The sequence below is a fragment of the Mesorhizobium sp. CA8 genome (assembly GCF_020164955.1).
Classification (GTDB): domain Bacteria; phylum Pseudomonadota; class Alphaproteobacteria; order Rhizobiales; family Rhizobiaceae; genus Mesorhizobium.
On the sequence record NZ_JAIUHG010000009.1, the window covers coordinates 158277 to 182586 of the forward strand.

Annotated in this window: 20 protein-coding genes and 1 pseudogene; 12 read left to right on the forward strand and 9 right to left on the reverse strand. The window is 56.8% G+C overall.

The annotated features are described in order from the left end of the window. Window positions 1-35 precede the first annotated feature (35 nt). The 4 genes from LB553_RS12965 (at window position 36) to LB553_RS12980 (ending at window position 3559) form a co-directional block, all read left to right on the forward strand. On the forward strand, window positions 36-1112 hold the full coding sequence (locus tag LB553_RS12965; protein WP_224513701.1) for a molybdopterin-dependent oxidoreductase: 1077 nt from the start codon (window positions 36-38) through the stop codon (window positions 1110-1112). Between the two features lie 245 nt (window positions 1113-1357). Continuing rightward, entirely contained in the window at window positions 1358-2056 is a 699-nt protein-coding gene (locus tag LB553_RS12970) for an amino acid ABC transporter permease (protein WP_224513703.1), read from the forward strand. 5 nt (window positions 2057-2061) lie between these two features. After that, a complete protein-coding gene (locus LB553_RS12975) occupies window positions 2062-2781 on the forward strand; it encodes an amino acid ABC transporter permease (RefSeq protein WP_224513762.1) in 720 nt (239 codons plus the stop codon). 34 nt (window positions 2782-2815) lie between these two features. Continuing rightward, entirely contained in the window at window positions 2816-3559 is a 744-nt protein-coding gene (locus LB553_RS12980; protein ID WP_224513705.1) for an amino acid ABC transporter ATP-binding protein, read from the forward strand. A gap of 379 nt (window positions 3560-3938) precedes the next feature. Here LB553_RS12980 and LB553_RS12985 read toward each other — a convergent pair whose 3' ends face one another. The 4 genes from LB553_RS12985 to LB553_RS13000 form a co-directional block, all read right to left on the reverse strand. Beyond that, entirely contained in the window at window positions 3939-5048 is a 1110-nt protein-coding gene (locus LB553_RS12985; RefSeq protein WP_224513708.1) for a porin, read from the reverse strand. Between the two features lie 362 nt (window positions 5049-5410). Continuing rightward, a complete protein-coding gene (locus tag LB553_RS12990) occupies window positions 5411-6103 on the reverse strand; it encodes a hypothetical protein (RefSeq protein WP_224513710.1) in 693 nt (230 codons plus the stop codon). Between the two features lie 844 nt (window positions 6104-6947). Beyond that, window positions 6948-7712 carry a class II aldolase/adducin family protein gene (locus LB553_RS12995; protein WP_224513712.1) on the reverse strand — a complete coding sequence of 255 codons (765 nt, stop codon included), beginning with the start codon at window positions 7710-7712 and terminating at the stop codon, window positions 6948-6950. Between the two features lie 90 nt (window positions 7713-7802). After that, window positions 7803-8675: a transporter substrate-binding domain-containing protein gene (locus tag LB553_RS13000; RefSeq protein WP_224513714.1), complete on the reverse strand. Its 873-nt coding sequence runs from the start codon at window positions 8673-8675 to the stop codon at window positions 7803-7805. 349 nt (window positions 8676-9024) lie between these two features. On the opposite strand from LB553_RS13000, the gene LB553_RS30700 reads away from it, so the two are divergent. Further along, complete coding sequence (locus LB553_RS30700; RefSeq protein ID WP_224513717.1) at window positions 9025-10038, forward strand: GlxA family transcriptional regulator; 1014 nt, start codon at window positions 9025-9027, stop codon at window positions 10036-10038. A 228-nt stretch (window positions 10039-10266) separates the two neighbouring features. On the opposite strand, the gene LB553_RS13010 is transcribed toward LB553_RS30700, so the two are convergent. The 3 genes from LB553_RS13010 to LB553_RS13020 all read right to left on the reverse strand — a co-directional run bounded on the left by LB553_RS13010 (window position 10267) and on the right by LB553_RS13020 (window position 13341). Then, entirely contained in the window at window positions 10267-11304 is a 1038-nt protein-coding gene (locus LB553_RS13010; protein WP_150828483.1) for a quaternary amine ABC transporter ATP-binding protein, read from the reverse strand. Beyond that, window positions 11297-12184 carry an ABC transporter permease gene (locus LB553_RS13015; protein WP_224513718.1) on the reverse strand — a complete coding sequence of 296 codons (888 nt, stop codon included), beginning with the start codon at window positions 12182-12184 and terminating at the stop codon, window positions 11297-11299. The genes LB553_RS13010 and LB553_RS13015 overlap by 8 nt, the downstream gene beginning before the upstream one ends. Window positions 12185-12345: 161 nt before the next feature. Beyond that, on the reverse strand, window positions 12346-13341 hold the full coding sequence (locus tag LB553_RS13020; RefSeq protein WP_150828485.1) for a glycine betaine ABC transporter substrate-binding protein: 996 nt from the start codon (window positions 13339-13341) through the stop codon (window positions 12346-12348). Window positions 13342-13703: 362 nt separating this feature from the next. On the opposite strand from LB553_RS13020, the pseudogene LB553_RS13025 reads away from it, so the two are divergent. Further along, a pseudogene (locus tag LB553_RS13025) lies at window positions 13704-13829 on the forward strand (hybrid-cluster NAD(P)-dependent oxidoreductase); the annotation flags it as partial. Then, window positions 13830-16295: an FAD-dependent oxidoreductase gene (locus LB553_RS13030; protein ID WP_224513720.1), complete on the forward strand. Its 2466-nt coding sequence runs from the start codon at window positions 13830-13832 to the stop codon at window positions 16293-16295. A gap of 58 nt (window positions 16296-16353) precedes the next feature. Here LB553_RS13030 and LB553_RS13035 read toward each other — a convergent pair whose 3' ends face one another. Next, the gene (locus tag LB553_RS13035) at window positions 16354-17286 is read right to left on the reverse strand and encodes a LysR substrate-binding domain-containing protein (RefSeq protein WP_224513722.1); all 933 of its coding nucleotides are present in this window, start codon (window positions 17284-17286) and stop codon (window positions 16354-16356) included. 131 nt (window positions 17287-17417) lie between these two features. Between LB553_RS13035 and LB553_RS13040 the strand changes: the two genes are divergently transcribed. The 5 genes from LB553_RS13040 to LB553_RS13060 all read left to right on the forward strand — a co-directional run bounded on the left by LB553_RS13040 (window position 17418) and on the right by LB553_RS13060 (window position 23054). After that, window positions 17418-18767: an NAD(P)/FAD-dependent oxidoreductase gene (locus LB553_RS13040; RefSeq protein WP_224513725.1), complete on the forward strand. Its 1350-nt coding sequence runs from the start codon at window positions 17418-17420 to the stop codon at window positions 18765-18767. A 19-nt stretch (window positions 18768-18786) separates the two neighbouring features. Further along, window positions 18787-19659, forward strand: a complete 873-nt coding sequence (locus LB553_RS13045; RefSeq protein WP_150828488.1) for a dihydrodipicolinate synthase family protein — start codon at window positions 18787-18789, stop codon at window positions 19657-19659. 4 nt (window positions 19660-19663) lie between these two features. After that, window positions 19664-20278, forward strand: coding sequence for a short chain dehydrogenase (locus tag LB553_RS13050; RefSeq protein WP_150828489.1), 615 nt, complete (start codon window positions 19664-19666; stop codon window positions 20276-20278). 88 nt (window positions 20279-20366) lie between these two features. Next, window positions 20367-21470 (forward strand): mandelate racemase/muconate lactonizing enzyme family protein, encoded by a 1104-nt coding sequence (locus LB553_RS13055; RefSeq protein ID WP_224513726.1) that lies wholly within the window; start codon window positions 20367-20369, stop codon window positions 21468-21470. A gap of 513 nt (window positions 21471-21983) precedes the next feature. After that, entirely contained in the window at window positions 21984-23054 is a 1071-nt protein-coding gene (locus LB553_RS13060; protein ID WP_224513728.1) for an alcohol dehydrogenase family protein, read from the forward strand. A 99-nt stretch (window positions 23055-23153) separates the two neighbouring features. On the opposite strand, the gene LB553_RS13065 is transcribed toward LB553_RS13060, so the two are convergent. Beyond that, window positions 23154-24263, reverse strand: coding sequence for a mandelate racemase/muconate lactonizing enzyme family protein (locus tag LB553_RS13065; protein WP_224513730.1), 1110 nt, complete (start codon window positions 24261-24263; stop codon window positions 23154-23156). Between the last annotated feature and the right edge of the window lie 47 nt (window positions 24264-24310).

Here is a 24310-nt window from a genome sequence, read left to right on the forward strand (position 1 = left end):
GAGTTCGGCAAGGTTCGGGAAATCAGAGGAAGACAATGATGCACAGCACCAATCCACAGCAGCATCAAAGCAAGCTTCGTGTTCGCGCACGCGATCCAAAACAGAGACCGCAGATGGCCGAAGGCTTGGCGCCGACGGGCGGTATCACGAGCAATGAGGATTTCTTCATCGTGCATCACTATGCGCCGGCGGAGGTCGACGCATCGACCTGGAAGCTGGAACTTAAGGGCGCGACAAAAAGGGCTGTTCTGACGCTTGAGGATCTGCGCAGCCTTCCCCTGCACTCGGTGACTGCCATTGTCGAATGTGCCGGTATGAGCCGCGGCTACCTGCCGGATCCCCGCCCGGGCACCCAGTTTGGCCACGGTATGGTAGGGAAGGCCAAATGGAGCGGACCCAGACTGAAGGACGTTCTGGAGTTTGCTGGCATGCCGCTGGATTTCGTGACGCTGATCGTTCGTGGCGGCGACCAGGGTTTAACGATGCCGGAGAACGAGCATTCTGACTTCGCCAAAGGTTTGCCGCGCGATAAGGTGCTCGACGGCGACACACTGCTCGCGATCAACATGAACGACGAGCCGCTGCCATTTCTGCATGGCGGACCCGCGCGGATGGTCGTGCCGGGATGGTATGGCGTCTGGTGGGTGAAATGGCCGGCTGTCATTGAGCCTTCCGCCGAGGCAAAGTTCGACGGTTTCTGGCAGCATCGTCGCTATACGTTCCAGACGTTGGAAGGTGAACAGGTCGCGGTCGTCACGGATCAGCTGCCGCGTTCGGTGATCGTGTCCCCCTCCGACCGCCAAGTGGTCGAAAAGGGCAAGGTCGGAATCGAGGGCCTGGCCTGGGCGGGCGAGTCGAGAATTGCGAAGGTCGAAGTTTCAATCGACCGCGGTCGCAATTGGACACCGTGTCAGCTCGACGTCGGAAAGGAGCGGTGGGGTTGGACCCGATGGACAGGGACCGTGGAATTTAACGGCCCGACCGGCTTGCATCAGATCGCCGCCCGGGCAACCGACGAAGCGGCGCGCACCCAGGAATGGACGAGTGCCGACAACAAGTTCGGCTATGGCAACAACCGGATCGTATCTGTCAGCGTCGATGTAGTGGCATGATTACAGACCAGCACCGAAAAATGGGGATGGCGCCGCGAACGTAGTTTATCCGAGTTCCCGGATCGGGATCTGGCACATTTCCTGGCGGATCCACACGAGATTTTCGATCCATCTTTGTTAGATTTAATAAATCAGGCCAGGGGCGCCCATGACGAGAAGGCCTGAGACTTGGACTTAAGGCGCCATTTCGTCAGATAAGACACAGTCGGCATAAACGATAGACCCCCCGACAGGCGAAGCAATATATGGGCAGTCAATTCGACTTTTCGGCGGTGGTCAGCGGTGACTATGGCAAGCTATTCGTCATCGGCGTTCAATACACCTTTGTCCTCTTTGGGTTGAGTTGGGTGGTATCCATGTCGGTCGGGACAATCTTGGCGGTTTTGAGCCTCAGCCGCACTAAGGTGCTTCGGTGGCTGGTCGCGGTCTTCGTCGCATATCATCGTAACGTTCCCCTGCTGGTGCAGCTGATGCTTTGGTATTTCGCAATCCCACGCACGCTGCCAACATCTGTCACCAGCGTCATTAATTCGTGGAGGCCTGAAGTGGCATATGCAGTCATCGCGCTCTCGCTCTGCTGCGGGGCCTATATTGCTGAAGACATTCGCAGTGGGCTGCGCGCGATCCCTCGGACCCAGTTCGAAGCTTCACGATCCATAGGCTTCAGTCGGTTTCAGTCTATGCGTTGGGTGATCTTGCCTCAGGCATTTCGCCTGTCCTTGCCGTCACTGATCAACGATACGCTCGACCTATTCAAGAGCACAAGCATCGCGGCGGTAATCGGAGTAGGAGAACTCACCTATCAGATGCGGCTGATCGAGAACGAGACATTCCGCATCTACGAAGTCTTTATCGTCGTTAGCGCGATCTACTTCTCCGTCACCATTCCGTTCATGATCCTGGCTGCCGCGGCGTCCCGCCATGCCGCTTTGTACAGGAAATAGGCTTGATGCTCACGATCGTTCAAGATCACTGGAGCTTTCTGCTTTGGGGTCAATTCCCCGACGGTCCAATAGGAGGACTTGCCCTCACGATTGTCATTGCGGTGATGAGTCTTGCCATCACCTTCCCGTTCGCGGTGTGCATCGCGTTGGCGCGCACCTCCGGATTACCCATGTTGCACTGGCTGTCTACCGGCTATGTCTATGTCGTCCGCGGCCTGCCGATTTTGACGTTCCTTCTGTGGTTGTATTTCCTGTTGCCGCTTTTACTGCCTTTTTCGATAACGCCCTTTTGGACTCTGTTGGCAGCAATCGTTATCTACCAGTCCGCCTATCTGTCGGAGGTCATCCGTGCCGGTATAGAGGGATTGCCGCCCGGCCAGACAGAGGCTGCACGTAGCCTCGGAATGTCGTGGTTCATCGTTACCCGGAAAGTTGTGTTGCCGCAGGCGTTGTACGACGTCCTTCCCGGAATTCTAAACCAGTTCACGATCATTATTAAAGAGTCTTCTCTTGGCTCTGTCATAGCCTTGAATGAGTTGACTTTCCAGGCGGCGCAAGTCGACTCCTTCCTGGTGACAAAATCGTTGAGCATCTATTGTCTTATAGCTCTCGTTTATTTCATGATCTGCTTCTCTCTTTCTTATCTGGTGAAGAATTTGGAGAATCGGATTGCGAATAAGCGGGGAGCGACTCTGACTGGACCGGATAATTTTGGATTTGCGTGATTTCTAAGCGCGCACAACTAGAACGGACAACTTCGTGTCAGACGCAGCGATTGTTTTTGACCAGGTGCAGAAGCGCTTCGGTGACTTCACAGCATTGGCTGGTTTCAGCGAGCGGGTTGGAAAGAATGAGGTGATTATCCTGTGCGGACCCTCTGGATCGGGAAAGTCGACGCTCGTCCGGACGGTCAATCGCCTGGAGACACTGCAAGGCGGACGGGTACTTGTGCACGGACAGGATGTTGCGGAGCATACGGTCAATGTGGATGTGCTCCGGCGCGGAATTGGATTCGTCTTCCAGCAATACAATCTCTTCCCGCACCTGTCGGCGATCGACAATGTGGCGATTGGACTTCGGCGCTTGCTGGGGCAGCCCAAGGACAGTGCTGCCGACCAAGCCCTGGCACTCCTGGCCCGTGTCGGCCTCAAGGAAAAAGCTCATCGCCGTCCGTCAGGTCTTTCTGGCGGAGAACAGCAGCGCGTTGCAATCGCCCGGGCCTTGGCGATGAAACCTACCATACTCTTGTTCGACGAGCCCACCAGTGCTCTGGATCCGCAAATGGCGGGCGAGGTTAGGTCGATCATCAGCTCGTTGGCCGAAGAGGACATGACCATTATGTGCGTGACACATGACATGGGGTTGGCGACATCAATGGCGGACCGTGTCTGGTTTCTCGAGGGTGGCGCGCTGGTGGAATCCGCAGCCGCGAGCGATTTCATTCGGTCGGAAAATCCACGTGTGCGGAACTTTCTTTCGAAAATCCTGCCTCACTGCCGCTAAAGAGGCTGTTTTCGAAAATCGGTTTGCTAGGCGTTCCGTTTGAGGCTGGGTTATGATTCAAGCGTTGGATGTGGACAGAGCCGTGAGAGTGGCCTAGGTCGCCCAAGAAGACCGAGCGCTGCCCGTTCTGATTTGACCGACGAGGAGTGGGAGCAGTTCGCGCCGCTGATCACAAGCCTAGGCGCGGGCGTCCGAAGGACGCTTTGGTAAAGGCGCCCGTCGCTTCGGCGACACGCTTCGACCCTTGGGAGATAGCGGGATCAAGTATTTCGCGCGAGCCACAAAAAGCTAGTTCTTTTGGTGTCTCCGCTCAGCCAATGCTGGCTGAGCGGCGACTCTAGCGCACCTGATTGGTCTTATGGATCAATGCTTCGATCCGTCAGAACGAGCGCTGGAAGCGTAGGATACCGCCGACAGCGTTGCTCTTGCCAGCGGGGATGCCGGTCCAATTGGAACCGTTGCTGTCGTGGTCGTTATGAGCCCAGTCAACTTCGGCCGTGATCGTGAGGCCCGGGACAATCTTGTAGGCGACGTTCGCCGCAAGACCGAATTCCTTAGCCTCATCATAGGATACCTGGAGGTTGAACGAAGTCTTCTCGTTGAACTTGTAGGTGCCGCCGCCCCAGACTGCCCAGTTGCCGCCCCACTGTTTGTAGAAGCCGCGGCCGCCAGCCGGGATTGCCCAGGTCGGGTCGGACAGGTTGTCGTCAGTGCCGTAGCCAGCCATGATGAACAGCGACAGCGCCTCGGTGGCATTCACGTCCAGGCGAACCTTGCCGGCCACTTCCTCGTAGTTGCTGTCATAGGAGACGACGCCAGTGATGGCGCCCCAGCCCTTCGTGTACTTAACGCCGCCGACGACATGCGGAACATAGCTGTCGATCGTGCCTTTGACCCCCGAGCCTTCCTCGAGCGAGATCACGGCGGAAAAGCCAGCGCCAGCGTCGAAGTAGTACTGGACGACGTTGGTGTCGAAATCGCCGTAGGGAACCAGCGTATCGTTGATCACGTTGCCGGCGTAGCCGATGAACGTGTCGAAGGCCGATTCGTCCTTACCGACGCGGAGACCGCCGAGTTGGATCCAGGCAAAATTCAGTGAACTGCTGTTACTGCCGTCGGAATAATTGAAGCGGGTTTCAGTGTAGGTCTTCAAGGTGCCGAGCTCGGTTTCCTGACCAGTCCACGTCTTCAAGGTGAAGCGGGTCTTTTTATGCCAAGTATCATTGGTGCCGTCGTCCTCATGGTCGACCGCACGACGGCCGTCGAACGAGCCTACCTCGCCGGCCGAAGCATCCCAGCGGATGTAGCCACCGATGCGCAGGCAGGTTTCGGTGCCAGGGATGTAGAAGTAGCCTGCGCCGTAAACGTCGCAGATCTTGATGTACTCAGCTGGTTCCGGCTCGTCAACGGTGACGGCATCGGCCGCGCGTGCGCCCGTGACCGCGGCCAAAGCGGCTGCGGAGCCGAGAAGAAGGCTCTTGATGCTCATTTTTTATCTCCAGTCACAAAGATCAAAAAAGGGGTCAGGGCATCTTCTTTGTTAAAAGACAGCGCCCCTCCCCGTTCCCCACGATCGAAAAGGTGCTCGACGCGCTACCTTTTCGCAGTTTGATTGCTATCCATGACGTCTCTAAATGCAATATAAATGCGATGTAATCCACTGTATCTTAAACAACCGTGGCCTTTATGCCACGAAAATCGTGGATATACCGGGCAATTGGCCCATACTGCACATACTATACAATCTGTACAGCTCTCACCTGGTGCCAAATACACTGCGTATTGCGTCGTCGCGCGTGCGGTCCTCAAGAGCCTTCACAGGCTCACAACGGGATTCTCGTCAGCGGCACTTCATGTCGAGGAAAAGTCTCGTGCAGCCCGGATAACTTCTGCAGCCAAATCTTGCCGGAGCATCTCTATGGGAATTCGGCCATCAAGCCGAGATGAAGGGGACGTCAGCCAAATCCACGCCGGTCTGGGATTGGCGATCAAGGAGAGCACTTGTCGTATCCCCGGCGCAGGCCTGCCGTCGATGAACTGGGCTAAGGGAAACACATGCTTGCGCGCGCCCTTCCGCAACGCAACTACATCATTGTGCCGTTGCCACCAATGCAATGTCGAACGCGGTATGCCGAAGTGGTCTTCCAGGTATGTTGGCCCCGCAACCGCACCCGCCCAGTCTTCAATGCGCTGGCTATCGCTTGGCTGATCTCGCGCTTTTACGACTGCGCACCCACGTGCGCCCTCAGTCTGCGGCGTGCGCGGAGCCGTCTCGGGAGGAGTCGCATCGAAACGTCGCTCTGCGTCGGCCGCGAGCCTGCGAACAAATTCAAAGGCCAGGGCAGTCAGATCGTCATGAACGGTTTGTTGATGCGTTGCAGAAACCAAATCGGCGGCTCTGCCTTGCCCTATGTGCGATGCGACTGAACTCCCACCCTTCATAACTTCCGCGAGTTGAGCCAGAACGCGCTGGACTTCCTTTGCAACCAAGCATGAAAACTCGTCCTGGCGAGGTTCATTTCCAAAATCAAATGATTTTGTCACGTGTGACTCCCTGCCGCGTAAGAGCGCGATTGAATTCTGATTTTGGGCTACGATTTCGCCATGGAAGTAAATGCCCCGTATCGATACCGACCCCGGCTACAAGCCGCTGCTCAGCTTCAATTAGTGGGAAGAACGTTCGGCTGGTTAGCATGCTGGCGCCACGCGTGCGCGACCACGAACATCGACGTCGCCCAGCCATGATCCAGGTACCCGTGGGCAGTCTTTTGATGCCAAACAGCCATTGAACCAATTCTCAAACGGACTCTAAGATCGTTACCTATGCCGTGGCTTGGGATCGGGCTACGTTATCCAACATGCCCTGCCCTGTCGGGAGTTATCAATGCCCCGAGCGTAGGCCGGCGGAGACTATCCGCTTGAAGTCAAAGCCAAAGTGACGCTCAGAGCCGAGATCAAATGTAATTTTAACGCCGCCGGGCATGCAGTCTCGGCAGCACCGCGGAGCCACGACAAGACGCAGACCGAATTATCACAGACCGCATCGTCGATGGTCTCACTAGCGGAGCCGAGAGCAGAGAGATCTGCTGCAGCATTGCCTGCTGAGCTTCTCTGATGGGATTGGGGGCCTGATCGCGAATAAAATGCTGCAAAGTTCCGCTCCAACTGATGGCCCCTGTTCGAGTACTAACTTGCCGCAGTCGCCCCTGAGGTCGACATGGCGGAGCACTTCGCCATCTCGAATCGTCACTACCGCGCACTGCCCCTCGGATCCGCGCGGAGACGGCGAATTGCTAATTCAGCATCACTTTCGACCCCCACTTCTAACAGGCCAATAGTGAGAAAACTTGTATGACGAAACACCTACCGCCTTCCCTATCCGGTCTACTTAGTCGTCGAAGCGCTTCTTTATCGGGTTCAGGTAAACGCGCTTCATCGCATCAAAAAGCATCTGTCCAGCATCATGACCGGATGGCACGTTGACCAATTCCAGGATATCTCGTCGGACGTGGAGCAACTCGGCACCGGTCCACATCGCATAGATCTGAGTTTGGCAGGCGCGCTCCAGGTAGTATAGCCGCTCGTAGGCATGGGCAACGGTTTTGCCGAGAACAATAATTCCATGATTGGCAAGAAACAGAACATTTTTCTGACCGAGAACTCGAGCCATCCTCTCGCCCTCGTCTAACGTTGTCGCTTTCCCGTTATAGCTTTCATCGTACGCTATGTCGTTCAAAAAGCCTATTTCGATTTGTCCGATGGCTTTGAGGGAGGGGTCCTTCAGCCGTGTCAAAGCGGTCGCAAAGGGCATGTGAGTATGGAAAACCGCAGCGCATTCAGGACGAGCGCGGTGGATTGGTACATGAATGCAATAACAGGTCGACTCGACGATTCCATCGCCTTTCAGCGTGCTGCCATCAAAGCCTACTTCCAGAAGCTCGCTGGCAGCAGCCTCGCTCCAATGCTGTCCGAAAGGCAGAGAAAGAAAGCGATCCGGCTTGGATTTTGAGTATGCAGTGAGATGGTTGAATATGCCTTCATTCAACTCCTGTGCCGACGCAATTCGATGTGCAGCTGCCAGATCGCTTCGAAGTTGCCACCAGTCCTTGTCGAGACTCGCCGAGGGTGGCGACGCAATAGTATGTTGATCCATTTATAGAACCTCCCTAGAATCATTCATCTCAGCGATTCGAGTGAACTTTTTTCCACATCGCTTGCGTCCACACTTCGAGCGACCCGCTTTCTAATTAATTGGATCACCAAATTTGAACGCGCGTTCCTTCATGATTGGTCCTATCGTTCTGTCGTACATTTTCTGGCCTTCACCAGATTTTTCCAGGTCGACGAGAACCTTGTTGAGATGATCGACCCATGCTGGATCGCCCTTGCGAACGGCGAAGCCGATTTTGGAATAACCAAGATCGCCGTCCAGGATGACATATTTTGCGCTATCGGCGTTCGCCAGGAAGGTTCGCAAGAACAATTCGCCGGACGCAAGGGCATCAACCAATTTCTGCTCTATCGCGACGTAAGCCTGGTTGCCATCATATGAAATAAGTGTGGCCTCCGGGAACCGCTCACGGGTTATCTTTTCAAGAAGCGAACCTTTATTGTTGGCAAAACGTGCGATGCGAAGGCCGTCGAAATTAGTGATGCCTGAATCTTTTCGGACCATGACCTTGAAGTAGTTAGTGAAATACACCGCGCTGAAGTCGACCTGCTCGGCGCGAGCTGCTGTCCAGGTCATCGCTGCTGCGAGAAGATCCACTCGGCCCTGGAGCAAATCCGCAATTCGTGCTTCCGACGCAACCAGTTTGTACTCTACGGGCACACCAAGAGAGTGAGCAACCTTTTCACAAAGCTCGGGTTCTAACCCTTCAATTTTGCCCGTTGTTGGATTTTGCAAGGCGAACCCTGGAGTGACCCCTTGGACTCCACATACAAGTTTTCCGCGTTGCTTGGCATCTTCCATGACGCCAGCGAAGACTCCGGAAATAGTTGCGCCACAAACCATCAGTGCTATTGCTATTTTTTGCAGGTGTTTTTGACCGGAAGCCATTTTTTGTCCCCACTTTTTGAAAACAAGGTTCACAATCTGGAAAACTGCATCAGCCAAGCCGATAATTGATCTGCGGCTTTTTTCTGCAAAGCGGAAAGAAGTTCACTATGGACATCGCGGCTACACGATGTGCCTAGAAGCCGGTCTAGACAGCCGGCAACAAAATAGCTTCAGGCGCAGTTTGTCGCCCAGCGATGGATGCGGTCGCCCCGAGTGCCTATCCGAAGTCGAAGCATCGACCTGCCCAGCTATCAACCTGCTCTATATATGACCCAGTTTTTTCGAGCTACCCGGCAAGATGGATCGCTCGTAGCCTCTAAGAGGCAGACTTCTATCTTGAACTGGCGCTGAATTTCGGGAGGAGCCAATTATCAGACCGCATACCGAGTCAGAACCGATATCAATCGTGTTCTATCTCATCGAGGAGTTCGACTTGCTTGCTTTCGCGTCAGCGGCGGGCATACTTCATCGCGCCAATCGAATTCTCGGATATCAGGCCTATATCTGGCGTACGGCTTCGAACCTGCAGGAAACCGTGACCGCCAGTTGCGGTACACCTGTCCTCGCCGAAATGTCGCTTATGTCCGAGCGAAGGGCGCTTTTGAACGGCTCGCGCCCTTCCATGGTCGTCGTTTGCGCCGGAGACAATGTCGATAACCACAGCACGAGAGGCCTTGAAGCCTGGGTTCGAGAATGTCGGCATCACCGGGTGATATTGGCTGGTCTAGGAACCGGGACGCAGATTCTTGCCAGCTCCGGCGTTCTCGACAACAGGTCTTGTGCCGTTCATTGGCAGTTCCGTCCAAGCTTCAGTGAGCGCTTCATGGATGTGGACGTCCGAACCTCGATCTACACGATCGACGATGGTATCTGGACCTGTTCGGGAAGTTCGGCGTCGCTGGACATGATGCTGCATCTCGTCGGGCAAAAGTTCGGACCGGGGGTTGTCTCTCAGATTTGCGAACAAGCACTAATCGAACGTGGCCGAGGCCCGCAAGAAGCGCAACGGATTCCTTTTGTGAAAGGTGGCCGACTGTCGAACCCAACAGTCGTAAAGCTGATACAGGAGATGGAGCGGACAGCCGGCGACCCCGTCCCGATGAGTAGCCTAGCAAAATTCGTCGGTCGTTCACGCCGCCAGATGGAGCGCCTCTTCCAAAAAGAAATCGGCTGCTCACCAAGCAGGTACTACCTGCTTCTGCGGTTAGAGCGTGCGAAGCTGCTCCTTGTGCAGTCGGACATGCCGATCATCGAGATCGCCGTCGGGTGCGGTTTCGTCTCGGCTTCCCACTTTTCAAAATGTTTTCGCGAGGTGAACGGCGTTACTCCTCAGGCGCTCCGAAGGTCCAACGCGAACGAAAACCGTCGGCTCTTATCCGAGTCCCACGGCGCCGATTCCAAAGTCAGAGCTTTGATATAATGGTCCGTTTCCCAATCAGTATGCGGATGCCGTCATAAAGGCCACTCCGGGTGATCGCGCGATCTGGGCTGCAAGAGTGGCCAACGTCATATTTGTTGTGCGGATGCAATCTCGGCGTCGAATGCTTCCGCCATTAAACGTGCCTTGCGAGGCGACTGTTCGAACGAGGGCTTCGAGGGATTGGCCACACCCGGCAGCCTGGTTTTGCGCCGCTCGCCACGTTACCTCCTATTCGTCCGATGCGGAGAGCGCCGCCGTGATCTGTCGGAGCGAGATTTCACCCAGCGGCCTGCCATCGTATCCGGCCACAAGAAAGGTATCCCGATCAGAGTTGGCCAAGTTCTTCGCCGCTGCCTCCAACGTCGTGCCAAGCGTGATACGGACGAGCGACTTCGGCTCTGACGAGGACAGCGGACTCATGACGGCTTCGACCTTAAGGAACCGGGCGCGGTTCACGTCCTTCACGAACCGCCGGATATAATTGTCCGCAGGCCGGAGAAGGATATCTTGGCTGTCTCCCTGCTGAACGATCGATCCATCGCGGAGGATTACAATGCGGTCGCCCAGCCTCAGCGCCTCGTCGAGGTCGTGGGTGATGAAGACTATTGTCTTCTTTAGTTCAGTTTGGAGCTCCAGCAGCATAGTCTGCATGTCGGTACGGATGAGAGGGTCCAGCGCGGAGTATGCCTCGTCCATGAGAAGGATCGAGGCGTCGTTGCTCAAAGCCCGCGCCAAGCCCACCCGCTGCTGCATGCCTCCGGACAGTTCATGCGGGTATCGTTGCTCGAAACCCCTGAGGCCGACGCGATCGATCCAACGCATCGCCACGTCGCGGGCTTTCGACCTCTCGACGCTTCGGATTTCCAACCCGAAGATGACGTTGTCCATCACGGTACGGTGCGGCAGCAACCCGAACCGTTGGAACACCATGGCGGTCTTGTTGCGGCGGAACTCCCTTAATTCGAGTTCCTTCATATCCAGGACGTTCTGACCGTCGACAATGATGGAGCCCGAGGTCGGCTCGATCAGACGATTGATGTGTCGGATCAGCGTCGACTTTCCCGAGCCAGACAGACCCATCACAACCTGTATCTTGCCGGCGGGCATCTCGATGTTGATGTCGTTGAGGCCGAGAATGCGATTGTGCTTGGCAGCCAGCTCTGACTTCGACATCCCGTTTCGGACGGCTTCGACATACCGATCGGGTGTCGGGCCGAATATCTTGTAGAGATCACGGATCTCGATCTTTGCGCCGCTGCTATTCATCAGCGGAACCCCGATGTTTCTGCATGCGCCGGCCATAGGCCTGGCTTATCCGGTCGAAGATGATCGCTATGCCCACGATGGCGAACCCATTGAAGATTCCCTGGGTGAAGTACTGATTTGCGATCGCCTGAAGGACGTTGAGGCCCAGACCCTGAACGCCGATCATCGAGGCGATTACAACCATGCTGAGAGCCATCATGATGGTCTGGTTGATCCCAGCCATGATAGTCGGAAGCGCCAGTGGCAGTTGCACCTTCCAAAGCTTCTGCTGCCGAGAGCATCCATACGCATCGGCCGCTTCCAACACTTCCTTGTCGACGAGACGGATGCCGAGGTCGGTGAGCCTGATGATAGGAGGTATCGCGTATATCACCACCGCTATAAAGCCGGGTACCCTGCCGATGCCGAGCAGCATGACCACCGGGATAAGATAAACGAATGGAGGCATGGTCTGCATAATGTCAAGGATCGCCTGCATGACCGCGCCGACACGACGGAAGCGGTTCAGGATGATCCCGAGTGGAATACCGATCGCGATGGCGAATATCGTGGCCGCAAATACGAGGGAGATCGTCTTCATCGCCTCCTGCCAAAGTCCGAACAGGCCGATGGCGATCAGGACGCCGATGACCGACAGAACCACCGCGCGGCTTCGCGCGCAGAGCCATGCTATGGTTGCGAGTACGATGATGACGATGGGCCAAGGCGCTCCGGTAGCGACGTTCTCGAAGAAGGTAAGAATGCGCTGTAAAGGAAAGAAGCTGCTTTCGATAGCCGCTCCATAAGCACGCGTGAATGCTCTCAAGGACCCGTCCACGTAGCGCTTTATCGCCAGCAACACCTCGGGATCGAGTTGCGGAAATCTAAAAAGCCAGTCCATTCAGCAATTCCAGTACAATCTCAAGCGGCGTTAACGCAGCGCACACACGGCGACCTGGACAGGACGCCGTGTCGTGAAGTGTGATCGTATCCGCAGCCGATAGGCGGGTGCGCAGGATGCGACCGCCGCGGCGCCAGATGGCTCCGCGACAATCAGCGATTTCAGTTCGCGGCAGCTTTTACTTTTTCTGCGACATCTGCAGATACCCACTTCGTCCAGACTTCAGGCATGTTCTTGATGAACCACTTGGCGCCATCCTCGCCATTTGCCTGATTGTCGGTCATCCAGAGCATGATCTTCCCGACTTCAGCCCGGGTCCAACTGCGTTTGGCGAAATACTCTTTTGCTTCGGCGACGTCGTCGCGCTTCATAAATGCCGCACTTGCGACCGTCACCTCTTCCGCAGGCACCCAGTAATTCACCTTTGGATCGGGGCAATCCGGCTTGGAAGTGCAACGGGTCCATTCTGCTTCGTCATGAGGACCCTGCAGCATCAACATGGGATACTTCACCAGCAGCGATGTCGGCGCCCAGTATCCGGTGATAAAACCCTGCTTCTGCTCATACGCCTTTGTGATGACGCCATCCAGGGCCGCGCCCGATCCGGTGGGGACCAGTACGAAACCCTTCTTGTCCGCCTGGAGAGCCTTGAACAACTGAGCCGTCACGACCGTCATGCCCCAACCCTGCGGTCCCTGGATGACCCACCCCTTTGACGGATCTTCCGGGGATGGGAACAGTTCCGGGTGCTTGATCGCATCTTCGACGGTCTTTATGTCCGGATGGGCATCGGCAACGTATTTGGGAATAAACCAGCCCGAGGTGGAACCATCGCTGATCGCGACACCGATTTTGACGACGCGGCCTTCGGCAGAGCCTTTCGCATACAGATCGCCGACGACTGACGGCGACACGGCCGGAGAGACGTCTGGCTGACCTTTCTCGATCATTGACGTGAGAGTTGGAACCGTGTCGCCAGCAACTACCGATACGTTGCAGCCATAGCCGTTGTTGAGAATGAATTGATCGACATAGGTGTTCACTTCAGCTGATTGCCAATTGAAGGCCGACAGCGTGATGTCACCGCATGCCGCATGGGCAGCGCCGGCACTCATCAGAGTGCCGAGGGCGGCGAATGAAAGCAAGTACCTTCTCATCGAATTCTCCCATTACCATGAGCTTGTTGGTCATTGGTCACCCGGATTGGATAGATTGGTACCGACCTCGCCGTCAAACTTGGAAATGGGGCGCATTTTATCGAAGGAACGAAATTGCACGTTCGCCGCGGATACCCTGCAGCGAAGGGCTTCTAGCGAGATTCACATATACGCTCGCGTAAGTCTATGTTTTTCCTTGCGAAAATAATGGGAGTTCATATTTCCGGTGCCGGAACTCACTGGCGACGCTTTCGCCTGTTTGGCCACAGTATAAAGCTATTCTATATCAAACTGCTAAATTTTTGCGGTCGGAAGGTCGATTTCTCCCCGCTGAATAGACGCTAATGATCTATCTCGCGTCGCTCATGAAGGCCTCTGGAAAGGTCGACATGAACCACAACGGCGGAATCCTTGACGAGGAAGTCGCCGAGGGATTCATCCTTGCCTGCTGCTCCAAGCCGCTGTCGAACGTCGATGTTGAGGCTTGATTGGCCAGCTATCAATCCAGTCAATGCGAAGACTTCAATTTTTCCGCCTACAGGGCTGAACCTCGTTCCGGTATCAAACAAGCGCCGGCCGAGGGGCCGGCGAGGCGTTTGGCAACCTTGACCTCCGTGATTGTGGCTATTGGGGAGCGTTGGCCGCTAAAGCGCCTCAAGATGCAGTCCCTGGAGAGAACGATGTCGTCGACCGATGAACCTCTGGATCGAGATATCGGGTCCACACTCGAGATTTGGCGTTATCCGGTCAGCTCACTGACGGGCGAGCGCATGCGCCGAGCGCCCGTGTCATCTCGCGGCCTCGATCTGGATCGGGCTTACGGTCTGTTCGACGAAGACACGAACGACATCGTCTACCCCTCCATTCAAAAGCATTGGAACGTCGCGCCACTGTTCGCGGCTCGGATTGTCGACGCGGGCACACTCCAAATCTCGAGAGACTCAGAAAGGTGGCACGACGCCGACGATCCAGCAATCGCCGAGGCCATGGCAACGAGCTTCGGCCGGAGAGTGCGGGCTTGTCGATATGGAGAGCACCTCGGAAACAAGATAGCAGCTTCTCGATACGAGCTCAGCCCGATCCATCTTTTGAGTCGGCAGTCGATCGAGGCGCTGCGTCGGTCCCTGCCGGAAAGCGAGATCGACGAACGTCGCTTCAGGCCCAATATTCTGGTCGACATTCCCGATTCGGGTGAGATGCCCGAGTACAGCCTCCTAGGAAAGGAGTTCCGGATCGGCAATGTTCGGCTACGCGGCACGAAGCCGTGTGGCCGATGCAGTTTCACGTCACTTGAGCAGCAAGGAGTGCCCGAGGATCGACGCGTTCTTCGCACCCTCATTGCGCAGTTCGAGAAAAACTTCGGCATTTATTGCGACGTCCTAACCGAAGGCGAGATAGAAGTCGGTGACCGCCTGAACGTATCCTGGCCGGTCCCCGGGCTTGCGCCGATCGTAATCGTCGGAGGTGGCCAAGCCGGAGCCATGACGGCGAAGGCGCTTCGGGACTTGGGTTCAGATTCCCCCATAGAAATCTTCGGAGACGAGCGTCACGCTCCCTACGAGCGCCCTCCATTGTCCAAATCGATCGGGTTTCGGGACGACGGGAAGGTGGAACTAACCAGCGTGCTTCTACCTGACGAGATCGAGCGGCTGGACATCAGATTGCATCTCAACAACCGTATAACAAGCATCGATCGTGCGAACCGGATGGTCGAAACGTCGGACGGTAGCCGACATGCCTATGAATTCCTCGTTCTCGCTACTGGCGGATCCGCCCGGCGCCTTCCAGGAATCGATCGAGGGTACGGCCACGTTCACTCGGTCCGCACCGCAGAAGACGCGTGGCACTTCAGGCAGCGCCTGGCTCGCAGTTCGAGACTCTTTGTCCTTGGAGGAGGATGGCTTGGCCTCGAAATCGCCGCAGCGGCGAGAACTATTGGTTGCGAGGTGACACTTTTCGCGAGGCAGAAGCGGCTCTGTGCGAAAGCGCTTCCTGAGGTCGTCAGCGACTTCCTGGAGACAAGGCATCGCGCGGAGGGAGTGCATCTTCGTCTAGGCGTGGAACCGACATTTAGGGAGACACCCGAGGGGATTGAGGCGGAGATCGGGGGAATCATCGAACGGGCGGACACTCTTGTCGTCGCCATTGGAATGACCGCCAACGACCTCCTTGCGAGGCACGCCGGGCTGAGCTGCCATGATGGAGTGGATACGGACCAGAATGGTGCCACGGAAGATCCTCGGATTTTCGCCGTCGGCGACGTCGCGCGTCAGCGGAGACCCAATGCCATGCAGGGATCACGTATCGAAAGCTGGCACAACGCCAATGAACAGGCCGCACGGGCAGCGAGAGCGATCCTTTCGAAACCGACCGATGCTATCTTCCCTGCTAGGTTCTGGTCGACGCAATACGACCTGAACTTGCAGATCGTAGGACTCCCTGACCCTTCAGCGAAACCTATCTCCAGTTCATACGGGTCTGCACCGTACTGGGAATTCCATGGCTTCGCGATCGGCATCAATCGACCGGGCGACGTCCATCGGTTTGCGTCTAAAATATCAGGGCCGAACCATTCCTCGGAATCCTTGGCGAGGTCGCGCCTAACCCTCGACGACACGAACTCGACGCTTGAACACCTGTGCCACGCAGATGAACTCCGCGAAGGACAGATTTCGCGCTTCGAGCATACGTCCGCGGGTCATGTTTCGGCTGGCCTGCTCGACGGCAGGCCGTTCGCCGTCTACGATAGATGTCCACATGCCGATGCCTCTTTGTCGGAAGGCTTCACAGAGGGACGGCGGATCGTATGCCCGCTTCATTTCGCAGAGTTCGACGTGGAGACCGGCGAAGCATTTAACGCCCCGCCAGGATGTGCAGATCTCGCCTGCTACACGGTCGAGTTGCATGGAACGGAACTGTTCATTCGGGTCCCCCGAGGAAGTGCCGTAACCTGAATGCGCCAATCCCACGGTAAGCTTCAACAGCCGATGTCGGAACCGACTTTGAAACAGTCTATTCCGACGGTGAGCTAAGGCTGGCTCCCCGCAGTTCCGAGGTGCTACTGAGAAACCAATCAACGATCTTCTTGCATGAACTGTTCGCAGTCGCTTTTTCGTTCGCAAGCAGGAAATGGGCTCGGTCTGTCCGGATTTCTATATCCAGCGGACGCACGAGCAAACGGTTGTTCAGCAGTTGCTGTGCGGACATCGCCCAGCCGAGAGAAATTCCTTCTCCCGCCAAAGCTGCCTGTAGTGTGAGCTGATAGTCATTGAACACGATGTCAGGTTGAATCTCAGTTGCGTCACTACCGGCTAATTTCATCCATTCAGACCAGCTCATTCGCTTGCGGTATAAATCGGAAGAATGAAGCAGCTTGTGTTTGACGAGGTCGTTCACCGTCTCCGGTTTCGGATTTGAATTCAGATAACCCGGCGAGCATACCGGGAATACCACTTCGTCTGCTATATACCAGCTGTTGTCTCGCGAGAAATTGCGAGGCCGGACCCAGGAGGTAATATCCACTTCATTGTCCGGTTCGATATCACGATCTGTCGAAACCACCTTAATCCGGACATCCGGATGCTCCTCCTGGAAGTGATATAGCTGGGGCGCGAGCCAATGAGCGGTGATCGATGACGACGCGGCGAATGTGATGTACTTGGCGCCACCGCCCGAGATGGTTGACAGCTTCTGCTCGATTCCCCGGAATCCCGAGCGCACTTCCTCGTATAACTGGATACCGGCTTCCGTCAGGTGAACGCCGCGATTGTCCCGCTCGAAAAGCTCGGTACCGCAATGCTTCTCGAACAGCTTGATCGCATACGAAATGCTCGGTTGCGTCACATTGAGCTCCAATGCGGCGGCTTTGAAACTGAGATGCCGTGCAGCCGCTTCGAAAACGAACAGCGATTGAGGAGAAGGAACCAGTCTACGAAGCTTTGACATCAAGTCATTCTATATCAGCCTCGATCTTTCCCGTCTACGAGCAGAAACCCTGCCACGCTAGAAGGTCATGACGAACACATCTTATCGGACGCTCTCCAGTGTTTCCGATTAGCCGTCTAAGCGAGCTGACCGTGGCATCCCTAGCACGTTCTGATAAGCGTATTGCGATTGACCCGCCCCATCCGGAGCCGACGCCGTCTGGCTGGTTTTTGACTTCTGGAGCGAGCCTGCCGCTGATACCTCAGCGCGGCGACGTGGAGTGCGAATGCCTCGTTGTCGGTGCCGGATGGATGGGCCTTCATGCGGCCCGAAGATTCGCCGAGCTCAATCCTGACGCGCGCGTCCTACTGGTCGATGCGGGCCGGATCGGCAACAACGCGTCGGGCCGGTCCATGGGCTTCGTCATTGATCTCGCCCACAATCCCCGCAAGAAGGATTTCGTCGAGGACATCAAAGGTAATAAGGAAGAGCTTTTCGTCAATCTCGACGGCATATCGTACATCCGGAGCGCGGTCGAAGAGCGCGGCGTCGACTGCGATTGGGACACTCAAGGCAAATACCACAGCGCGGCGACCGATCATGGCGTCGAAAATCTGAGGCGCTTTTCCGAAGCCCTGGACCTTCTTGGACAGAAATACAGCTGGGTCGAGAAACCAGAGATCCACAAGATCACCGGAAGCAGGCACTACATCAGGGCGCTTCACCATCCCGGCACCATCCTCGTTCAGCCCGCGAAGTACCTGAAGAACGCGGCACGCGCCCTGCCTTCCAACGTAACCGTTCACGAAGACACCTCGGTCATCGGGATGACTTTGGACGGTTCGAAGCACATCTGCGAGACACCCGCGGGAATTATCCGTGCAAAGAAGATAATTCTGTGTGCGTCAGGCTGTCTGACGAAATTCGGGTTCTTCAAGCACCGCGCGATACCGCTTTACACCTTCGCGAGCATGACACGGGAGTTGACGCAGTCCGAGTTGGCGCAGGTCGGGGATCGTTCCGCCTACGGCCTCATCCCAGCCGACAGCTTCGGCACGACGGTCCGCCGGACAGTCGACGGCCGTCTATTCCTGCGGAACGTCTATTCCTATGCCACCGACTTCAAGACCACGGAAGCCGACGTGAAGAAGGCCCGCATCCAGCAGCAGGTCGCTTTCGACCGCCGTTGGCCGCAGATTTCCAAGATGGGTTTCGAGGCGAGCTGGGGCGGACTGCTGACGTTGGCACAGAATGGCGGGATGGTCTTCGGCGAACTGGCGCAGGGCGTGTACGGGGCGGCATTCTGTAACGGCACGGGCGTCGCGCGCGGCGCCGCATTCGGAAAGGCAGTCGCCGAGTTGGCATGCGGAATGTCGTCGCCTGTCATCGACATCCTGAAGAGTCGCGCGAGCCCAAGTCGTCCCTATCCGCGGATCATAACGTCGATGGGCGTAGGTTTTGTGACCTTTATGCGCTTCCGGCAAGCAGGCGCAGAAGTCTAGGATTCAAGGGAGAGAAGAAATGGCTGATCTGAAAGGCATCAATTTGGCGATGCAGACCCCGTTCAACGCGAACGGGGAAATCGAATACGGCGTCTTCGAGGAACTGATCGACAAGTTTATCGACGCCGGCGTGCATGGACTCGTTTTGGGTGCTGGAACGGGTCAGCATCCATACCTGACCGAAGCCGAGTGCAACCGTCTCTATGAACTCGGAGCGAAGCGCATCGACGGTCGTTGCAGCATTATCTGCCAGTCGTCGGCCCTGAACATGGACGAGGTCATTCGCCGGTCGAAACATGCGGAGTCCATCGGTGCCGATGCCATCATGGTCCTTCCGCCCTATTTCGAGGGGCCCTCCGATGATGACGGCATTGTTCGCTTCTACTCGGAGGTCAATGATGCGGTCGGCATCGATATCGTCGGCTACAATATCCCGCAGGCAACCGGTCTGTCGGTCTCCCCGGACCTGTTCCGTCGTCTCAACGAGTTGAGCAACTTCAACTTCATCAAGGATAGCGGCGGCGACTTCACCACCCATCAGGAATATCTGCAGATCAGCCGCGGCGTTCTGAACGGGTGCGACACGATCACCGTCTATGCGCTCATGGCGGGTGTCCCCGGGGTCATTTGGGGTGCAGCGAACTATATGCCGAAGGAAGCCGTCCAGCTGTATGAACACGTCGCCGCAAAGCGCCTGGATCAGGCGCTCGCCCTTTGGGCGAAGATGCTGCCGTCGTTGCTTTACATTTGGCGGGCCCCCTATACGCCGTCGGTCCTCAAGGCAGCGCAGTGGCGTGGGTTCGGTACCGGCCATGTCCGCAAGCCGCTGGGGCCGCTGTCCGCCAGTCAGGAAAAGGCTCTTCGCGCCGCCCTCGAACACCTGAACGCCTGATCCGATGAAAATCGTTCTCGTAGGAGCTTCCGGCACGATCGGCTCCGCAGTCGCTGCCGAGCTGCGCCGAAGACATAAGGTGATCAGCGCCGGTCGCACGGGTAGCGATCTTCGCGTGGACATCGCCGACCCTGCCTCAATAGATCAGTTCTTCAAAGAGCTTGGCGGGTTCGATGCACTGGCATGCATGGCTGGCGCCGTTCACTATGCGTATCTCGCGGACTTCACGCCCGAACAATTCGAGATCGGCCTGCGCAGCAAGCTGATGGGGCAAGTGAATTTGGTCCTCAAGGGCTTGAACCAGATAAACGATGGCGGGTCATTCACCTTAACCTCCGGTCTCACCAACGATGATCCAATCGTCCAGGGCGCGGCATCGTCCCTGGTGAATGGAGGGCTGGAAGGCTTCGTCAAAGGCGCGGCGATCGAGATGCGACGGGACATTCGCATCAACGCGGTGAGCCCGACCCTCGTCGAGGAATCTTTGGGCGCGTACGGGGAGTTCTTCCCCGGGGTGAAGCCCCTGCCGGTGCGTGATGTCGTCCTCGGCTACTTGAAAAGCATCGAGGGGTCTCAGACGGGTCGCGTCTACCGGATGGGCTGGTCCAGGGAGGGTTGATCCCGTCGCCGAGGCGAGCCTCACCCTATACGACCCAAAACTGGACACATGAAGCTCCAGCATTCTATCTGTTACAAAGGTTCCCGATATGAAGATCGCCGCCATTGAACTCTACGAATACAAGCTTACCTACATCCACGGGACCTATGCGATGTCCAAGGGTCGGGCGGCGAGCCAGCAGCCGTCCAACCTGGTTCGGATAATAACCGACAACGGGATCGAGGGATGGGGCGAAGCCGCTATCCTGTCGGGCAATTATCTGCCGCTGTTTGCCGGCGGCACACGAGCGGCCCTCCGAGAACTCGCGCCGAACCTGATCGGCCAGGACCCTCGCGCGACCCGGCGGATCGAAGCGATCATGGACAGCATATTGATGGGCCAGCTCAACGCGAAGAGTGCCTTCGACGTTGCCTGCTGGGACATCTTCGGAAAATCGGTCGATATGCCCGTCGCGGCCTTGCTGGGAGGCGTCCTGAGCGACGATCTGCCGATCTTCGAGGCCATACCGCTCGCATCCACCGAGGCAAATATCGATTTCCTTCGCCAGCGAGCCAAAGCGGGCATTCGGCGTTTCCAGCTCAAGGTCGGTGACGATCCCAAAGGGGATGCAGCGCGTGTCCGTGCGATCGTGGAGGAAGCGGATGAGGACGTGTTCCTCTATGTCGACGCCAATGCGGGCTGGACCCTGCTCGAGGCGTCGGTCGGAATGCGGGCTCTGGAGGACCTGAACCTATGGTTCGAACAGCCCTGCAGGGAGCTGGCGGATTGCGCACTGCTTCGAAAAATCAGCCCGTTGCCCCTGATCATGGATGAAAGCGTCGTGAATTGTGGTGACTTGCACCAGGCGAAGTATGAAGTCGGCGCGGCAGGCATCAACATCAAGATCGGGCGCGTCGGTGGAATTACCAGGGCTGTGAGCATGAGAGATACGGCCCAGAATCTCGGTCTGCACTTCAACATCGAAGACATCTGGGGCGGAGATGTCTGCGCCGCCGCCGTCTCCCATGTAGCCGCCAGTTCGCGGCCGTCGCACCTTCTCCAGACTTCGTTCTTCAACGACTGGACCGATGGACATATTGCAGGCTACCAACCCCGCGTGAAAAATGGACGCGGTGCGGCGCCGACCGGCCCGGGGCTTGGCATCACGGTCGATAGAAGCATGATCGGTGACCCGGTCGCCAGCTTCAAATAGCAGTTGTTGCTCTGGCGACATGGGAGGCGGAACCGGCAAGACGGAGGCGGCAAAGACGACAGCAGGGTCTTTCCGCCGCCCTTCAATGACTACCATAATCCTCAGGGCCGCTATAGCGTGCCGACGTACGGCGGCTTGATGCGGCGTCAGCCATGCCGCGCACCCGGCACGGCAGCAGGACTTACTGACGTGGAGAATTCATAATTGTCACATGCGGGCGGCAGGTGGTGAGAAGGTCCGCGGTCGCGCCGCGTCTCGGTCCTGCATTCGACCGGCAAAATAGGCTTATCCTAGAGGGATGAGGGACGCCGGAGTATCGGCGGACCTCGTCGTTGCTGACAAGCTATCAATGCCTGCTCGCGTCGAATTTGCAAGCACGGGCCGCCTGATAGTCTTGGTAACGCCTTACGCCGGCGCTAATCTCAAGAGGTAGTGAGTTTTTTTACGCGGCGCGATCATTTCGGTCCGTGTTAGGCATGCGCCATATAAATCATCACGAATAATAGGTATGACATGACTGTTGCCGTTCCGACGCATATGAAAGCAGTGTTGCTGACCGGTCATGGTGGGCCAGAGAAGCTGCAATATCGTAGCGACGTCCCGTTGCCGAATGTCCAGGCGGACGAAGTCCTGATCAAGGTTGGTGCTGCTGGGGTAAACAACACTGATATATGGGCGAGGGAGGGAGCCTACAACACTGTGCTCGGGTCCTCCCAAGCGGTTGGATGGCGGGGAGAGCCTCTGGCTTTCCCACGTATTCAGGGCATCGACATTGCAGGCAGAATTGTCGCGGTCGGTTCAAACATTGACAAGAAACGTATCGGGCAGCGCGTCCTGGTTGATCCCGTAATGCGTCAAACTGGTGACCGCTTGTATGGCGCCGGGCACTTCGGCAGTGAGCGTGACGGTGGATTCGCTCAATTCGTGACCGCTCCTTCAGAAAGCGCTCTCGAAGTTGAGACCGCTTTGTCCGACGCGCAACTGGCGAGCTTCCCGTCAGCATACGGTACAGCGCTACATATGCTGAACCGCGCCCGGCAAGTGGCTGGCGAAATCGTGATCGTCACAGGCGCTTCAGGAGGTGTGGGTACCGGGCTTGTGCAACTCGCAAAAGCCCGAGGAGCAGAGGTGCTGGCGATTGTCGGTCGGGGTAAGGAACAGGAAGTTCGACGGATTGGAGCGGATTACGTCGTTGGAAGGGAAAGTGCTGATATCGGCAATGATGTCCGAAACGCTTTAAACGGGCGGGAAGCCGATGTGCTCGCCGACGTCGTCGGAGGACCCGCCTTCGAAGTATTGCTCCAAAATCTCCGTCCCGAGGGCGGTCGATATGTGACAGCCGGCGCTATTGCGGGCCCGAGAGTCACGCTTGACCTAAGAGTGCTATATTTGCGTCATCTCGAGTTAATTGGATCCACCATTTGGACGAGAGACGAATTCAAAGAATTGGTGAGCCTGGTTCAGTCTGGGAAAATCGTTCCCCAACTTGCCAAAAGTTTTCCTTTAAGTGAAATCTCGAAAGCTCAAGAGGCATTCAAATCAAAGGACTTCTTTGGAAAACTGGTCGTCCTTCCGGACGAGTGAGCTCAAAAAGTCGCTCTGAGAGTACTGCTAACTAATGCAGACCTGTAGCGGGCGTCTGCCGACCGCTACACATCGCAGCCCATGGAACTTCGACCCGTATCAGCCGAAAGAAGCCACGGGCTCTCCAAACAAGCTCTCATCCGGAATCACGCCAAGTCCCGGTCCGGTGGGCAGCTTGATGTGCCCGCCTTCGATTTTGACGCCGTTTTCCGCATCGTAGTTGCCGTCCACATAGGGTTGGGCGAGCCATACCCCCTCGAGCAGCTGGGGCTTGACCGTCGCGCCGATATGCGTGCAAGCGGCCGCGATGATGTCGCCGCCCCAGGCGTCGTCGCAAGTATGCGGCATTGAGCGGGTCTCGCAAATGTCGCGGAACGTTGTCATCGGATGCAGGCCGCCGATACGAGTGACCTTCATGCCGAAACCATCGCAGATGCCATCGCCGACGACGCGAATCACGGTGTTCAGGTCCTCGCTGTTTTCGTCCAGGTAGAGGCCGTGGTGAAGGCGGCTGCGGATAGCCTTGAGTTCCTCGATCGTGTTGCAAGGCTGTTCGATGATGAAAGGGATGTCCAGGCACTCGCGGCTGAGACGCAGCGTGTCCCGGGTCGTCAGCGACCGGTTGCCGTCGACGGCGAGCCGGACGCGGGTGCCTACGCGCTCCCACACCTTCCTGACCACCGCGATATCGACTTCGATCGGACGGTTTCCGCCAACTTTGATCTGTAGGCGTGGATAACCTTCGCTCGCGCGTTCTTCAGCGATGCGGGCAATCTCGTCCGGCTCTCCGATCCCGGATGCGTAATAAGACGGTACGCGCTCGGTTACCGCGCCGCCCAACAGGTCGGCGACGCGCATGTTCACGTGTTTCCCCAAAACGTCGTAAGCCGCGATGTCTAACGCAGCCTTGGCATAACGATGGCCGCTCAAGAGGCCGTCCATCCTGCGGCGGAATGCCAGCGGTTGAAGCGGATCGGCACCCATCAGCCCCGGAGCCATCTCCCCAAGCGCGGCCAAGGCGCCTTTAGAGTGCTGGGGTTGATAGGTCGGACCGACAGGGCAGGTTTCGCCCCAACCGAAGAGGCCATTGTCAGCAACGATTTTCACAAGGGTCGTGTCGAGCGCGTGAACAATGCTGCTTGCGATCTTGTAGGGGCCGTTCTTGACTGGCAAACTGTGCGAATAGAGGTGGATTTCCACAATCTTCATTGCACTATTTCCAAAAAAAGCGGCCGTCCAAAAGGACGGCCAGTTGG